The organism is Yoonia sp., from assembly GCF_046498525.1.
Taxonomy (GTDB): domain Bacteria; phylum Pseudomonadota; class Alphaproteobacteria; order Rhodobacterales; family Rhodobacteraceae; genus Yoonia.
In genome coordinates this window covers 1-14,334 of the sequence record NZ_JAWOAN010000088.1, presented here as the reverse complement: position 1 = coordinate 14,334, position 14,334 = coordinate 1, and the positions used below count along the sequence as shown (strand labels likewise).

Genomic DNA, 14,334 nt, shown 5'->3' with positions numbered 1-14,334 from the left:
AAAATAACCCGTGAATTTTTCGCACCGTACGCCTTAGCGGCTTCGATATAAGGCGCCTCTTTAATCTGCAAAAAAGCAGCCCGGAAGTTCTTAGTCGGCGTACCGAAAGCGGTCGTGTTCTTTGACGGCTTCGAGGGCGGCGACACATTCGACCACTTCGAAGCGGTTGGCAGGTACCAGAAGTGCCTTGGACGGGGCGTTATAGCGATGATTTGCCCGGCCGATCCGTTGCACCAACCGTTTCACGTTCTTGGGTGCGCCGACCTGTATCACAAGATCGACATCGCCCCAGTCAATGCCGAGGTCGAGCGAACCGGTGCAGACAATCGCGCGCAAGTGTCCTGCGACCATCGCGGCTTCGACCTTTTCCCGTTGCACGCGTGCCAGACTGCCGTGGTGAATCCCTATGGGCAAATCATCCGTGTTGGCCAGCCAGAGGTTGTGAAAAAAAATCTCGGCCTGCGCACGGGTGTTGTGAAATACCAGAGTCGTTTTGTGCTTCTTGATCTCTTCCAGCACTGTGGGAATGGCATATTTGGCACCCCCACCCGTCCAAGGCGGCTTTTCCCGCGTAACCAACATGGAAATGTCCGGGTCCGGTCCGGGATCGGCGTTGATAATTGCACAAGGGGCGGGGTGGCAGGAGAGTTCTGCGGCGATGGCTGCGGGGTCTTCCACCGTGGCCGACAGACCCATGCGCCGCAGGCCGGGGGCGAGCGTCTCAAGGCGACTGAGGGCCAGCATCAACTGATCACCACGCTTGCTTTCAGCCATTGCGTGGATTTCGTCAACGATGATCCGTTGCAGGCCCTTGAAGATACGCGGCGCGTCTTCATAGCTGGTCAGCAGGGCCAGCGATTCAGGTGTAGTCAGCAGGATATGCGGCGGGTCAGCGCGCTGGCGCCGTTTTTGCGTGTAGGTTGTATCGCCGGTGCGGTCCTCGATCCGGATCGGCAGGTTCATTTCAGCCACTGGTGTGCGCAAATTGCGCTTGATGTCAGCAGCAAGCGCTTTGAGTGGCGAGACATACAGCGTGTGCAACCCTTCATGCTGCCCGTCGGCGAGTTCGATAAGTGATGGCAGGAAACCCGCGAGGGTTTTACCCCCGCCCGTGGGCGCGATCAGCATCAGTGAAGGGGCAGCCGCCTGATCGAGAATTTGCTGTTGATGCGGATGAATGGTCCAACCACGTTCGGCAAACCAGTCTTTGAATTGGGGGGGCAACGCGGTCATGCGGCTAAGGTGACGCATCCGGTAGGGGCGTCAAGAGGTGGACTCAAGTTTGTGCCTTGGTCTTGGACGCGTCGAAAGATGTCAGTGAATGATTTCTTCTTCTTTCACGAACATATTCGCCCAAGCGCGATCAATCAATTCGGGTGACATCTGGTAGGGGATGCCTTCAAATTCGCAGATTGAAATCATCTGGTCGATCAGGAAGATCGGCTGATAGTTTGCGTAGACGTTGTCGATCTCGGGATAGCGCACATTGAGCAGATGAACGAGAGTGTCCTCATCCAGCGGCATTTTGCGCTTGCGGGCCACCATTGCAAAAATCTTGAGATAGTCTTCCTGATCGGGGCCATCGATCTTGATCTTGTAAAAGATACGACGCAGCGCGGCTTTGTCGAAAATCGCATTAGGATGGAAGTTGGTCGAAAAGACGACGAGCGTATCGAACGGCACTTCGAATTTCTCACCCGATTGCAGGGCCAGAATATCCTTGTTCTCTTCCAGTGGAACAATCCAGCGGTTCACAAGGGTCTGCGGTGGTTCCTGCTGACGACCAAGGTCGTCTACAATAAAGATGCCGCCGGTTGATTTGAGCTGTAATGGCGCCTGATAAGTACGCGCGGTCGGGTTATAAACAAGGTCAAGCATCGACAGCGATAATTCACCACCGGTAATCACGGTGGGGCGCTCGCAGCGGACATAGCGCGTGTCGAAACGGCCAGAGGTGCGGCGCAGGCTGTTTGGATCGTCCACGTCATCTTCTGCGGCACTGTGCACGATCGGATCATATACGGTGATGACCTGACCAGAGTATTCGATGGCGCGCGGCACGTAGATCTTGTCGCCCAATGCATCGCGGATACCGTTGGAGATGGAGGATTTACCATTGCCGGGTGGACCGTACATCAGGATCGAACGACCGGCACTGACCGCCGGACCAAGATTGGACAGCAAATCATCCGGCAGGATCAGATGCCCCATCGCCGTTTGCAACTGGTCACGTGTCAGTTGGATATTACGGATCGACTGGCGCTGAACCTGCTGGCGGTAAATATCGAGCGGCACAGGCATTGCGCCGTAATATTCGGACTGACCCAAAGCATCGAGCGCACGTGCGCGGCCCGCGTCGGTGAGCTGATAACCCATCTCGTTGCCGCTGTTTGCGTTCAGGGTGCCTGTCGCTTCCAAGAGAAGCTGGCTGCGAGCCATGTCGACAAGCTCTTGTGTTACCGGGATCGGAAGACAAATCGCCTTGCTGATGGTCGATACCAAATCAAGGTTCATGCGGAACATCGTCTTGATCAGAATATCGCGCATCATGGCCAATGGCAAAAGCATGCCGTCAATGCTGCGGGGCGCGGGTGGCGCCATGACACTGGAGGTTTGCACGTTCATATAGGATCCCGCCCATCACAAAATTGCATATTGGCCGCAGACCAGGCCTTATCTTGACGAATACTAACAGTAACTATGGCAAAATAGTGAACAAAGATGTGCCTGTCCAAGGCATTGGTCGAATTTTCACAGGTAGACCGCTGCAGATACAAGATATAGTAGAAGGGTCATGCTGAGGGGGAAGCCCTTTGGGAAATACCAGCCAGCATTCCAGCTTTTCCATTCAGCAACCGGCCGTTTGAGCGGCGTCAGACGGAACAAAGTGTGGACGACCAATGCGGCAATCAGGCTGGCAGCAAAAATACGCAAGATCACCGTGATGTCGGCCATCACGAAATACGGGGAAATTGCGGCAATAAGCTTGGCATCACCGCCCCCCATGAAACGCAATGCCCAAAGGGCCATGCAGACGACCAGCGCGACGGGGAAATGCAGCCATTGCCAGAAATACATCTCCCATCCAAAGGCGAACGGACCCAGCACAGCATAGGCGATCATGACGACGAGCACCGATTTATTGGTGATCTTCATGTCGCGCATGTCATTCCATGAAATGAACAATGTGATCGGAATGACAGCCGGAAGAAACCAATACGCTGCCTGTGCTGTGATTCCCATTTGCGTTTAGTTCACGGCATTGTTGTCGAGGGCCTCAAGTGCGCGTGCGGCTTCCTCAAAATACTGCGGATGCGTGTTGATCGCGTCGTTCAACAGCGACTTGCCGATCGTGATGTCGTTTTGCTTGATCGCGGCCAGCGCCATGGTGTGCATCAGTTGCGCCCGTTCAATCTGGGTCATCCGCACAACAGGGATCGTATAGTTGCGCTGCGCGCCACGGGCCAGGACAAGATTGTTCTTGGCCGTGAACATATTGCTGTTAAAGCGCAAGGCATCGACGAACATACGCTCTGCCGACGCATAATCGCCGCGTGTCAACTTTGAGAAACCCCAGTTGTTGTAAACTGTCGCAGGTCGGGTCGTCAGCCCAACAGCCGTCTCATAAAAGCTATCTGCCTTTTGCCATTGCTGCTGGCTGTCTGCGACCATCGCCTCGAGCCGGTAGCGCTCGAAGGTTTCATAGGTCGGAGGAACGGTATTCAGCGTTGCAGCCGCATCTTGCCACTCATTGGCACGAATGAAGGCATCGGCAAGATCCACCCGGTCGGTGTTGTTTGATTCTGGATTGGACAAAACGGTCTGCCATGCGCTGATTGCCTCGACGGGACGTTTCGCGCGGACAAGTGATTTTGCCAGACCGCGTTGAAGGTCAATCCGCCCCGGGTCATTGGCATTAGCATTGGCAAAATAGCGGACCGCTTCATTGGGATCACCTACAGTCAGCATCACGTCATTGAGGTTGGTTTCATCCACGACGTTGATGTCTTTGAGGGCGCGATCCACCTCTGCTTCGCCTGATTGTTCACACGCGGACAAGCCAATGGCCGCCGCGCAAAGCGTCAGAAAAATTGATTGGCGCATGTTTCTGCGTCCTTTTGCTGCTCTTGCCTATAGGTCCGACATCAATACAAAATCGCCTGCACCGCGCCGGATCAGATTGAAATTCTGATTTTCCTGATTGTCAGTATCGTCCGAATTTTCCAATTTTGCGAGCGCTAAGCGCAGATTGTCACGGATTTCGTCTGAATTTCCGTTGTCTGCGGCAAATGCACGTCGAAAAACCTCGCTGGCTTCTCCGATTTCACCGCGTTCCATCAGGATAACGCCCAGATTGTTCCATGCAGGGGGGAAGGCGGGGTCTTCTTCGACTGCGCGCCGCAGCCAGCGTTCTGCCTGCCCCAAACGACCAAGGTTCAGGTTCGCTGACCCGATGGCAGACATCGTATCGACGTTCAGGCCCTGTTGGGCAGCGGCGCGATTATAGGCTTTCAGGGCGAGTTCAAATTCCCCAGCCGCCATGAGCCGATGCCCCACGATCAGCCCGTCCGCACTGTCTCCGCGCGCAGCGCCGGGTGCAAAAACGCCATCAGGTGAACGGTTAAGGCCGCCCGATGTGCAGGCGGCCAGAAACAGAAGGGCAAGGCCAATTCGGAGAGGCCCGATAATCATCATCCCAGATTGACGACAATCGCGTAAATGGATGGGCCAATCAGCATTGCCATCAAAGGTGGCACCGTCAACATCATGGTCGCAAGCGTCATTTTGGTTGGCAACTTGTTTGCCTGCTCTTCCGCGCGCATGACACGCTTGTCACGCATCTCTGCCGAATAAACCCGCAGTGCATCGGCAATGGATGTACCAAACTGCGAAGATTGCACCAACACAGTCACAAAGCTTGAGATATCCGGGACGCCGCAACGGTCTGCCATGTCCTTCAAAACAGTGTTCTTGTCTTTGCCGGCCTTGGCCTCCTGACTGACAATTTCGAACTCCTCGGCAAGTTCGGGAAAGCCGGACTTCAACTCTCTGGCAACACGGATGATCGACTGGTCAAGCGACTGACCCGCCTCGACGCAGACAAGCATCATATCAAGGCTGTCCGGAAACGCATTGGTGATCGCTTCCTGACGCATCTGCTGGCGCCGCGTGACCCAATATTTCGGCAGAAAGTAGCCGACGCCGCCGGGTATCAGGATCCACATGACAAGTTGCTGTGTCGTAACCTCAACCGGACCTGACATTTGTATGATCGAGTAGACACCACCGCACAACAGTCCGAAGAGGCCCAAGGCAAATTGCATAAAGCTATAAATACGGATTGCGTTCTTGCTGCGATAGCCTGCCTGCATCAGCTTGAGCTTCACAACCGAATACTCTTCAGCGTTCTGAGGCTCCAAGAAGTTGGAATACTTTTCCAGCTTGTCCTTGTTGGTGGCCGAACGTAGTTCTTTGTCTTTTGACTTCGACACCTTTGCCGGATTGCCAGCAGCCTTCAACCTGTCGAGCGGGTCAACTTCCTTTTTCAGCAACACCGGTAACGTCACCAGAATAAGAAAGACGCCCAACAAGCCGACGACCATGAGTGGCCCGAATGGCCCCAGAAGTTCGGTAATCATTGTCTGAATATTTTCCATTCGCTCCACCTAGACCTTAATGTTTACCAGAGCACGCATGACGAGCAGGTTGACCACAAGAAAGGCAACCACGATCAGAACGGCAGGAATGAACAGTGGGCTTTCCATGACTTCATCGTAATAATCAGGCTTGACCAGATTAATGCCAAGCAACGCAATGATCGGAAAAGCAGACAGCAGATTGCCCGACCACTTCGCCTCGGCTGTAATCGCGGCAACGCGACGGAAGAGCCGGAAGCGCGCGCGGATCACCTTGGCCAGACCATCGAGGATCTCGGCTAGGTTACCGCCCGACGTTTGCTGGATCGTCACAGCAACAGCCAGGAACCGCATGTCTTGATTGTCCAAACGCTCTGCCATTGCCTTGAGCGTTTCCCCCATGTCACGACCATATGCCGCCTCATCAGAAATCATCCCCATTTCAGTTCCGAGGGGATCGGGCACTTCACGGGCAACAATACCGACGGCAGATGAAAAAGGGTGACCGACCCGCAATGAACGAACCATGAGTTCAACCGCTTCAGGCAACTGTTCTGCCAGCATGTTCATACGTTTATTGGCCTTGCCGTTGACCCAAACATAAACTCCGCTGACACCCATCAGGACACCGACAAGAACACGGATCGGCACGCCGACTTCAGTAAGTGTTGTCAGAAGCATGAACGAAACGCCGCTCAGCACGGCCATCATGATGATCAACTGAATAGGCGTAAAAGCAATGTTCGCTTTCTGCGCCCGATCCGCCAGCAATGAGTAGATCGGGATGCTTTGGGATTTCATGTGCTGCGTCATCTCCTTGCGGAGTTGTTCAAGCACCTGTTCGCGGTTCCCGCCTTTATCAAGCATGTCCAGACGGCGGTTGACCTTGCCGTCCATGCTGATCGACTTGCCAAAAATGACAAGATAAGCACCCTGAACCAGCGCCAGAACAGCGACAAAGATCAGGATATAAATAAGAGGTTCGACTGAAATCATGTTGTTTACTCCGCAACCATCGGTTCAAAGATGGCTGGTGGAAGATCGTAGCCCCAAAGCTTGAACCGCTCTGAGAAGTGACTGCGAACACCTGTCGCCGTAAAATGGCCGATAATCTTGTTGTCAGGTGTCAGACCGACACGTTGATAACGGAAAATTTCCTGCATCGAAATAATATCGCCTTCCATACCGGTAATTTCGGTGATCGAAGTCATACGACGTGAACCATCCTGCAAACGCGAGGCCTGTACGATCAGGTTCACGGCGGAAGCAATCTGGCTTCGCATTGCCTTGATAGGCATCTCGATGCCAGCCATCGCGATCATGTTTTCCAAACGTGACACACCGTCACGCGCGCTGTTGGCGTGAATTGTGGTCATCGACCCGTCGTGGCCGGTGTTCATGGCTTGCAACATGTCGATGACTTCTTCGCCACGCGTCTCACCCACGATAATCCGATCAGGACGCATGCGCAGTGCGTTCTTCAGACAATCACGCTGTGACACACCACCTTTGCCTTCAACGTTTGGCGGGCGGCTTTCCATCCGACCGACGTGTGTCTGTTGCAACTGAAGTTCGGCGGTATCCTCGATCGTCAGGATACGTTCATCGTCGTCGATAAAGCCCGAAAGTGCGTTGAGCGTTGTCGTCTTACCAGAGCCTGTACCACCCGACACGATGATGTTGAGGCGGGTCGATACCGCCGCCTGCAAATAGGCCGCCATCTCTTCGGTGAAAGCACCAAACTTGACGAGTTCTTCAATGCCCAGCTTGTCTTTCTTGAACTTACGAATGGAAACCAGTGACCCGTCAACCGCAATCGGTGGCACCATCGCGTTGAAACGCGAGCCATCGGCCAGACGGGCGTCGACATATGGGTTGGATTCGTCAACGCGCCGACCCACAGCCGATACGATCTTGTCGATGATCCGCAGCAAGTGGCGTTCGTCTTTGAAGGTGATATCTGTCAATTCAAGCCGACCATCCCGCTCCACGAAGATCTGCTGTGGTCCGTTCACGAGAATGTCGTTAATGCTATCGTCTTTGAGCAATGTCTCAAGCGGTCCAAGACCGGTGACCTCGAAGAACAAGTCCTGACTGAGTGTCTGCCGCTCGTCACGATTCAGCACAATCCCCATATCTTCAAGGGTCTCGTTCGCAATCGCGTTGATTTCCGTGCGCAGTTCCTGCTCGGACGCGCTTTCGAGCGCGGCAAGGTTAAGGTTGTCCAACAGCGCTTTGTGGAGCTCGAGCTTGATCTCGCCCAACCGCTCCTTGCGCCGCTTTTCCTTGTCGACCGGGGCCACGTCACCGGGACGACGTGCAGGTGCCGTCTTTACAAGAGGCTGTCGCGCCTCTTCTGACTTTGCTGGCGCAATTGCCGCAGCATCTATTTTTGAGGTCGCGGCGGATGCCGGGACCATTGAATCCTTGGGTAGAGTAGGCTTTTTATACTTTGAAAACATGGTATTACCTCTTAAGCTCGTGCTTCGGTTGCATCAGCTTGGTTCACTTCATGAATTGATTGCGCAAGCTTCAAAATCTCCTTGCGAAGCGCGTTCTTGGGAATTGTCTCTGACAGCGGGGCGCCGTGGTCGCCAGCTTGCATGACGGGCTTGCCCCCGTCGGGCAGTTGTACCTCAATCGAGATACCCAGATTGTCAGACAGGCGTTTGACCCGGCTTTTGCCGTTCATATCGGCAAAACCCGGTGCCCGGTTAAGAACGAACCGGATTTTTTCAAAAGGGAGGTCTTCGGACTGTAAGGCACGTTTCAAACGCAGCGTGTTTTGCGCCGACCGCATATCAAGTTCGATCATCGCAAAATAAACATGCGCCATTTCAAGAACTGTCTGGGACCACTCGACCATCGTCGAGGGCATATCGATGATCACATAGTCAAAGTGGCTACTCGCCATCTCGATGACGCGTGTAATATCCTCGGGTGTGATCATATCCAGTGGAATCATATCCATCGGGGCAGTCAGAACATGTAATTTATCGCCATAGGTCAGCAACGCCTGCATAAATGCCTCGGCATCCATGGTGGCGGTATCCGTCAGCAATTCAAGCACCGCTTCGCGACGCGGCAGATCCAAATAGGTCGATGCAGATCCAAACTGAAAATCGAGGTCCAGCAAGCAGACCTTTGGCGGATCTTTCTTTTCGATATTGGCGAGTTCCCAAGCCAGATTGACGGCCAACATTGAAGCACCCGTACCTCCGGCTATACCGTGGACAGGAATAACGACACCGGCCCGGTCTCCGGTCGCTTTAAAGCTTTTGTCTCCGCTTTGCGGCGCACGGGGTTCTTCTTTCGTCAAGACACGCTCAATCGCGCGTGCGAGCTCGTTTTCTGGAAGCGGGTAGGGGACAAATTCATCACCACCCTCGCGCAATAGCTGGTGTAGCGCAGTCGGGCTTACATCTTCGGCAATCAGGATGACCTTGATGCCAGCTTCTTTCGCGGCAGCGATGACACTGGATATACCCGGGAGATTATCCTCGTCCTCTGCATCCATGGCCAGCGTAACGAACTGAAGGCTGCGCGCATCTGGCTGCCCTAGAAAAGCAGCAGCATCTTCAAAGCTCAGATCGCCCCAAGCATCACCCAGTGCGGCTTCCATATCTTCGATCAACAAATCGAAATTCTGCACATCGCGGCTGATTGTGCACGCCACAATCTGTGGCGGATCGCTTTGGACAACCGGACTCGTACTCATATCTTTGATGTCCCCATCACGTTAATTACTTTCAATGTATGCCATAGTTATTAGCAGGCATATTATCACAAACAGGTCAGCCCGCATCGCTGTGGCAAACCACTGGTACAATCCTAACAATACTGAGAATTTTGTCGATAATAGGACCAAACAACAACGATTGTGCAGAAATTTGCGACGATTTGCAATTCTTTGGTCAAAATTTGACGCCGGATCAAAGGATCCGGCGTCAATAATGTCAGGATATTTTAGCCGCCCAGCTGGTCGGCCGTCACGGCGATTTGTGATGTGGCGCTGGCCACATAGTCACGGAAGATAATCGCGGCATATTTGCCGTTGAGCACCATAGGATCATTTTTAACGAAACCAGTGACTTCCGTCACGGTACGGCGGTTGCGACGCTCGCGACCGTCGGTTACGATGAGAGGCTGCGTCTCACCGAAGGAAACGACAGCTTCCAGACGGCTGCGATCAATCCCCTGTGAAGACAGGAATGCGACGACGGCTTGGGCGCGGCGCAAGCCAAGAGAACGGTTATAGGTCTGGCTGCCGACAAGATCGGTATGACCATAAACCTTGAAACGCACTTCAGGGAACTGACGAATCCAGTCCGCTTGCTTCATCAGTGCGCTCCGCGCAGCAGCATCGAGCACGGTTGAGTCAAACGCGAAGTTGACCGTGGTATCCACATCGGCCGCAAAACGACGTGCCAAATTGATCGTGTAGTCCTGCGCGCCGGTTTGCACGAGGCGATTGTTCATCGTCGCCTCGCCAAAGTCACCGGCATCCAGGGTCGATCCAGCTTCTGTAAAAAAGGAAGCTGCACCGATCTGCCTGTCCGCTGACGAACAGGCGCTAAGTGTTGCGGCAGCAACGGCCGCTGTGATCATGTATTTCATCGACTTATGCTCCAATTATTCGTCAAGGACATAGCCATAGGACCCGCTAAAGTCCTGGCGTGCCACTTCGCCTGCGCCACCGCTTGTTGGCCCGCCTTCACGCGCCACCTGGCCAAACAGGAAAAGACCTTGCTCGGTGGGTGGACGTACCCGATCAGTCGGCAATGCCAATGCTTCACCGCGTGTCGGCGACACAAGGTGAGGCGTTACGATGATCACCAGTTCCGTCTGGCGGCGCGCATACTCGGCACTGCGGAACAAGGCCCCCAGAACCGGGATGTCGCCAACCCACGGCAATTGACCATTCAAGTCAGTGAAGTCGTCAGACAACAGACCTGCAATCGCAAAGCTTTCACCGTCGCGCATTTCAACGGTTGTTGATGTTTCACGACGTGTGAACGCGTCAACCGAGAAACCATTGGCCTGAAACCCGCTTGACGGGTCAATTGCTGAAACCGAAGCCGACAGTTCCAGGTTGATGATATCTTGATCAATAACCCGCGGGATAAAGCTCAGTTCTACGCCGAATGGTTTGAATTCCACTGAAATCGTGCCGCCATCATTGGCCGTTGGCACCGGATACTCACCGCCCGCAAGGAACGTCGCTTCCTGACCGCTGAGTGCTGTCAGGGTGGGCTCAGCCAAAGACCGCACGACACCGCGGGTTTCCAAGGCTTCAAGCAGGATGCCAACTTCGAGGCCGCCTGCGCCGAAGCCAAATAGAACAGCGCCGTTGTTTGCGTTTGAGGCAGGAACAGCCCCACCAAGTGCGCTGGTGATTGCGCCTTGCCCGATCGTACGGTTCGTACCGCCGGTGATGCTGACATCGTCATTGAAACCAAGGCCGCTGAGGGCAATAGAACTTGAAAGCGCTTTGCTGACCGAACGTTGCATCTCTGCAAAGCGCACCTTCAGCATCACTTGTTGGGTTCCACCGACTGTCATCAGATTGGACACCCGGTCAGGCGCATAACGTTCAGCCAGATCAAGCGCCCGATCCAGGCGCGCGATCGAACTGACTGTACCCGAAAGTACGATTCCGTTGTTTGCCGTACGGACTTCAATGTTTTCGCCCGGCAGAATCTGCGTCAACCGCTCTTTGAACTCGGCAATGTCAGGAGATACGTGGATTTCGACGTTCGTAATCAAACGACCGTTTTCACCAAGCAAGGTCAGCGTCGTGCGACCGGGTTCTTTGCCCAGAACATAGATCGTCCGGTCCGACAAAGACGAAATGTCTGCGATACCCGGGTTCGCAATCGAAAGTTCCGTGAAGGGTACATCGCTCTCCACGACGACGGCCCGGCTCATCGGGACGCTGAGTGCACTGGACGCCTCGCCGCGCAAAACGCGCAACGTTTCGGCCGGTGCGATACTAGGTGCTGCCGCTGTTAGCGACAACGTCAAGCCAGCAATTGCTGCCTTTAAGAATCTGTCATATTTCATAAGTGACCTGCCTCTCCGATCACGCCTCGTTTTAACGGGTCTTCCCGCCCATGATGTCGTGACCATGCGGCAGTTGCAGTTTTATTGCAAGAATCAAGGCTTTGGAGGGCAGAGCGAATGTGGACAAAGAGCAACACTCGCTGATTTGGGTGGAATGAGAATGGTTTTCACAGAACAGAGGTTCTGCAAATAGCAATTTGACGACCTGATGCTATAGAATGAAAAGGCAAGTTTTCAGTAAGATAGTACTGAGCTGCAGAATGTCATCTTTCTTGGTTTCACGGCCACAGATGCCAAATAAGGTGGTGAATGCGAGTTGTTGAAAAGGCCAACATGGCGAGACCATGGGCGGAAAACGGTCAGAAGCATCCGTGATACGAGATTGCGCGCACACCACCTACCTTGGCGAACAGAATGGATGGCCTTTCTGAACTGATCGTCTTTTAGGTTCGCGAACAAACCCGGCAAAATGATTATGTGTTCAAATCTGGTCACAAAAGCGGGTCTGCAGGCCTCTTAAATCCTGCAGACCCGTCAATATGTCAAATTTGAATGACTATTGTTCGAGCTTGGCCATCAACTGGGCCTGTAGATCTGGGTCCGCTTGCGCGAGTTGCATGATCTCGACGTAGCGATTTATGTCGATGTCAGGGGTTGCCTCCACGGCTTGTGCCATTTCAGTTTGCGCTTCGCTCATGATGTTCTGCCGTTCTGCTTCATCACTCACCTGCTGCAGGCGTTCGCCATACTGTTCTTCGATCACGATCACGTCCTTCAGGGCGACGACAAATGCATCAAGCTCTGACTCTGATACTTCTGTGGTCACGGGTGCCTGTTGCGCGAGGGCGGGCGTCACAATCACAGGTGAAACCGCAAGCGTCGCCACTGTAAAGGCGGTGGCTACTGCTTTCATGTTCAACATCTTAAAGTTTCCTTTCGGTTTTTCGGTCGCAGGCCACACCTAAGGAAACTATTTCTGATTGCAAATCAGGGTCGCAAGAATTTGCCGACAAGGGTGCTGGACCCGCAATATCGCGACTGGCAAATATCCGCCTTCAAGGGCTACGTTCCAGCGGACAAAGTTGAACGTGCGGGCACATGCGTTAAGTGAGGGGCATGAAAAATAAAATTTGCCCGAACGGCGCCCTTTGCGTCATGGCCCCGCCTCAGACGATCAATGCTGTTTCACCGCCACGCCGATTCAACAGCTGCATCAAGGACGGCGTGATTGGTTTGATGATTGCCTTGTTTGCGGTTGGGATCGCATTCGCTGATGAACTGCCACAGGGTTGGGTCCCTGAAATGCTGTCTTTACCGAGTGATGCCGAAGTGACGATGGAACGGGCAATCGGATCGAGCATCCGCATGTTTTCATTCAAAACACAGGACGACATTGGCAATCTGTTCGACACTTGGTCCGAAGCGCTTGACGAGGATGGTTATACAGTCAGAGCACAGCCGCCCGAGCTTGATGGGACGACAATCGAATTTTCGGGTCATGACATCCTGAATGCAAAGATTGCAACGGAAGTCGTCAGCGATGAGGCGCGGCCAGTTATCACTTTCGATGCGACACTGAGGTGAGCTTTTATCTTTTTAACTTGCCAGCAAACGACCGGAATCCGGCCGACCTGTTGAAACCCAACTAAATCCACCCGCCTTCTTCATGCGAGGGGTGTCGAGTTGGTGTGTTTGAATAGCCGTCTAGCCGTGTTGATGGCCGTCGTCCTGTTTGGGTAGTCAGGCATCCAGACGAACTCTTCAGGATCAACATGCGGCCATTCTAGCGGCGTCTTGATGCTACCGTAGAGCGCCTTTGCCAGTGGCATGGTCACGCTTACCCGTTGATCTGTCTTGCTGCCCCTGACGTTCATTCCTAGATAATTTGGGTTGGAATGCGACTGAATATCCTTGTGCTTCAACCCGAACAGTTCACCTTCTGTTGGGCGCAAAAAGCTATGGACAATGAACTTGAACATCTTCGCATGATGGGCAGTGATCTGAACGCCTCGGACGACATCGCCCCGTTCAGCGCATTCAAATGACGCTTTTGAGAACCGAACAAACTCATTGTCCGTGAATACATATCTGGGCGTGTCGACAGTTTTGATTTTTGGCATCAATGGCTAGAGACAGGACCTTTCGGATGATGACGACATGTTTGGATTTGGTCGATTGAGCCAGTGGCCTGTCTCGATTGTCATCAAGACGCAGCAGGTATTCACGGACCATGCCAGTCGTGACCTTCGTCACATCGTGTTTGCCAAAATAGATGATTAAGCCGTCTTTTTGACGGTTCAACAGCTTGTTGTCGCCGTCAGACCACTTCGACTTGCCCTTCTGGGAGGCCATCAGCAATTTAGCGTAGTGCTCAAAGCTCGTTGATTTCTGCTGCGCAAACTCGCTGTTCGCCTTGCTGCGGAAGTTGTCAGCAAACTCATGGGCTGTTTCGATGGCATCAAGGCGGGATGTCTCTTTGGATGACCGAACAATATACTTGCCAGCAAGGGGGTCTCGCAGCCGAATAAACCAAAAAGGGCTCCGACCAGTCTTGTAGATGGAGAGCCCTTTGCGCAGGTGTTTGATCGACTGGATTGAATCGATTGACTTTTTTGCTGTCTTCGATGTTCGGGCC

The 14,334-nt window shown here is 53.5% G+C and carries 13 protein-coding genes and 2 pseudogenes; 1 reads left to right on the top strand and 14 read right to left on the bottom strand.

The annotated features are described in order from the left end of the window. Positions 1 to 111 precede the first annotated feature (111 nt). From R6T97_RS05785 to R6T97_RS05730, 12 genes and pseudogenes are all read right to left on the bottom strand, one after another. A pseudogene (locus R6T97_RS05785) lies at positions 112 to 1,233 on the bottom strand (DEAD/DEAH box helicase); the annotation flags it as partial. Positions 1,234 to 1,314: 81 nt separating this feature from the next. Beyond that, positions 1,315 to 2,625 (bottom strand): ATPase, encoded by a 1,311-nt coding sequence (locus R6T97_RS05780; protein WP_410348345.1) that lies wholly within the window; start codon positions 2,623 to 2,625, stop codon positions 1,315 to 1,317. 126 nt (positions 2,626 to 2,751) lie between these two features. Beyond that, complete coding sequence (locus tag R6T97_RS05775; RefSeq protein ID WP_410348344.1) at positions 2,752 to 3,243, bottom strand: prepilin peptidase; 492 nt, start codon at positions 3,241 to 3,243, stop codon at positions 2,752 to 2,754. Positions 3,244 to 3,249: 6 nt separating this feature from the next. Continuing rightward, a complete protein-coding gene (locus tag R6T97_RS05770; protein ID WP_410348343.1) occupies positions 3,250 to 4,104 on the bottom strand; it encodes a tetratricopeptide repeat protein in 855 nt (284 codons plus the stop codon). A gap of 27 nt (positions 4,105 to 4,131) precedes the next feature. Beyond that, the gene (locus R6T97_RS05765; RefSeq protein ID WP_410348342.1) at positions 4,132 to 4,692 is read right to left on the bottom strand and encodes a tetratricopeptide repeat protein; all 561 of its coding nucleotides are present in this window, start codon (positions 4,690 to 4,692) and stop codon (positions 4,132 to 4,134) included. Next, positions 4,692 to 5,657 carry a type II secretion system F family protein gene (locus R6T97_RS05760; protein ID WP_410348341.1) on the bottom strand — a complete coding sequence of 322 codons (966 nt, stop codon included), beginning with the start codon at positions 5,655 to 5,657 and terminating at the stop codon, positions 4,692 to 4,694. The genes R6T97_RS05765 and R6T97_RS05760 overlap by 1 nt, the downstream gene beginning before the upstream one ends. A gap of 9 nt (positions 5,658 to 5,666) precedes the next feature. Next, positions 5,667 to 6,632 carry a type II secretion system F family protein gene (locus R6T97_RS05755; RefSeq protein WP_410348340.1) on the bottom strand — a complete coding sequence of 322 codons (966 nt, stop codon included), beginning with the start codon at positions 6,630 to 6,632 and terminating at the stop codon, positions 5,667 to 5,669. Positions 6,633 to 6,637: 5 nt separating this feature from the next. Further along, positions 6,638 to 8,098 carry a CpaF family protein gene (locus tag R6T97_RS05750; protein ID WP_410348339.1) on the bottom strand — a complete coding sequence of 487 codons (1,461 nt, stop codon included), beginning with the start codon at positions 8,096 to 8,098 and terminating at the stop codon, positions 6,638 to 6,640. Between the two features lie 11 nt (positions 8,099 to 8,109). Beyond that, positions 8,110 to 9,354, bottom strand: a complete 1,245-nt coding sequence (locus R6T97_RS05745; RefSeq protein ID WP_410348338.1) for a CpaE family protein — start codon at positions 9,352 to 9,354, stop codon at positions 8,110 to 8,112. A gap of 248 nt (positions 9,355 to 9,602) precedes the next feature. Beyond that, positions 9,603 to 10,253, bottom strand: a complete 651-nt coding sequence (locus tag R6T97_RS05740; RefSeq protein ID WP_410348337.1) for an OmpA family protein — start codon at positions 10,251 to 10,253, stop codon at positions 9,603 to 9,605. Positions 10,254 to 10,268: 15 nt separating this feature from the next. Then, positions 10,269 to 11,699, bottom strand: coding sequence for a type II and III secretion system protein family protein (locus R6T97_RS05735; RefSeq protein ID WP_410348336.1), 1,431 nt, complete (start codon positions 11,697 to 11,699; stop codon positions 10,269 to 10,271). A gap of 556 nt (positions 11,700 to 12,255) precedes the next feature. Next, complete coding sequence (locus tag R6T97_RS05730) at positions 12,256 to 12,621, bottom strand: DUF4168 domain-containing protein (protein ID WP_410348335.1); 366 nt, start codon at positions 12,619 to 12,621, stop codon at positions 12,256 to 12,258. Between the two features lie 194 nt (positions 12,622 to 12,815). Here R6T97_RS05730 and R6T97_RS05725 point away from each other — a divergent pair, with 194 nt between their 5' ends. Continuing rightward, positions 12,816 to 13,283, top strand: coding sequence for a hypothetical protein (locus R6T97_RS05725; protein WP_410348334.1), 468 nt, complete (start codon positions 12,816 to 12,818; stop codon positions 13,281 to 13,283). An 80-nt stretch (positions 13,284 to 13,363) separates the two neighbouring features. On the opposite strand, the gene R6T97_RS05720 is transcribed toward R6T97_RS05725, so the two are convergent. Beyond that, positions 13,364 to 13,678, bottom strand: a complete 315-nt coding sequence (locus R6T97_RS05720; RefSeq protein WP_410348333.1) for a hypothetical protein — start codon at positions 13,676 to 13,678, stop codon at positions 13,364 to 13,366. Positions 13,679 to 13,766: 88 nt separating this feature from the next. After that, a pseudogene (locus R6T97_RS05715) lies at positions 13,767 to 14,334 on the bottom strand (hypothetical protein); the annotation flags it as partial.

Excerpts from the sequence above, each read along its gene's own strand:
- R6T97_RS05780 (WP_410348345.1), bottom strand. The coding sequence starts at position 2,625 with ATGAACGTGCAAACCTCCAGTGTCATGGCGCCACCCGCGCCCCGCAGC.
- R6T97_RS05775 (WP_410348344.1), bottom strand. The coding sequence starts at position 3,243 with ATGGGAATCACAGCACAGGCAGCGTATTGGTTTCTTCCGGCTGTCATT.
- R6T97_RS05770 (WP_410348343.1), bottom strand. The coding sequence starts at position 4,104 with ATGCGCCAATCAATTTTTCTGACGCTTTGCGCGGCGGCCATTGGCTTG.
- R6T97_RS05765 (WP_410348342.1), bottom strand. The coding sequence starts at position 4,692 with ATGATTATCGGGCCTCTCCGAATTGGCCTTGCCCTTCTGTTTCTGGCC.
- R6T97_RS05760 (WP_410348341.1), bottom strand. The coding sequence starts at position 5,657 with ATGGAAAATATTCAGACAATGATTACCGAACTTCTGGGGCCATTCGGG.
- R6T97_RS05755 (WP_410348340.1), bottom strand. The coding sequence starts at position 6,632 with ATGATTTCAGTCGAACCTCTTATTTATATCCTGATCTTTGTCGCTGTT.
- R6T97_RS05750 (WP_410348339.1), bottom strand. The coding sequence starts at position 8,098 with ATGTTTTCAAAGTATAAAAAGCCTACTCTACCCAAGGATTCAATGGTC.
- R6T97_RS05745 (WP_410348338.1), bottom strand. The coding sequence starts at position 9,354 with ATGAGTACGAGTCCGGTTGTCCAAAGCGATCCGCCACAGATTGTGGCG.
- R6T97_RS05740 (WP_410348337.1), bottom strand. The coding sequence starts at position 10,253 with ATGAAATACATGATCACAGCGGCCGTTGCTGCCGCAACACTTAGCGCC.
- R6T97_RS05735 (WP_410348336.1), bottom strand. The coding sequence starts at position 11,699 with ATGAAATATGACAGATTCTTAAAGGCAGCAATTGCTGGCTTGACGTTG.
- R6T97_RS05730 (WP_410348335.1), bottom strand. The coding sequence starts at position 12,621 with ATGTTGAACATGAAAGCAGTAGCCACCGCCTTTACAGTGGCGACGCTT.
- R6T97_RS05725 (WP_410348334.1), top strand. The coding sequence starts at position 12,816 with ATGAAAAATAAAATTTGCCCGAACGGCGCCCTTTGCGTCATGGCCCCG.
- R6T97_RS05720 (WP_410348333.1), bottom strand. The coding sequence starts at position 13,678 with ATGTTCAAGTTCATTGTCCATAGCTTTTTGCGCCCAACAGAAGGTGAA.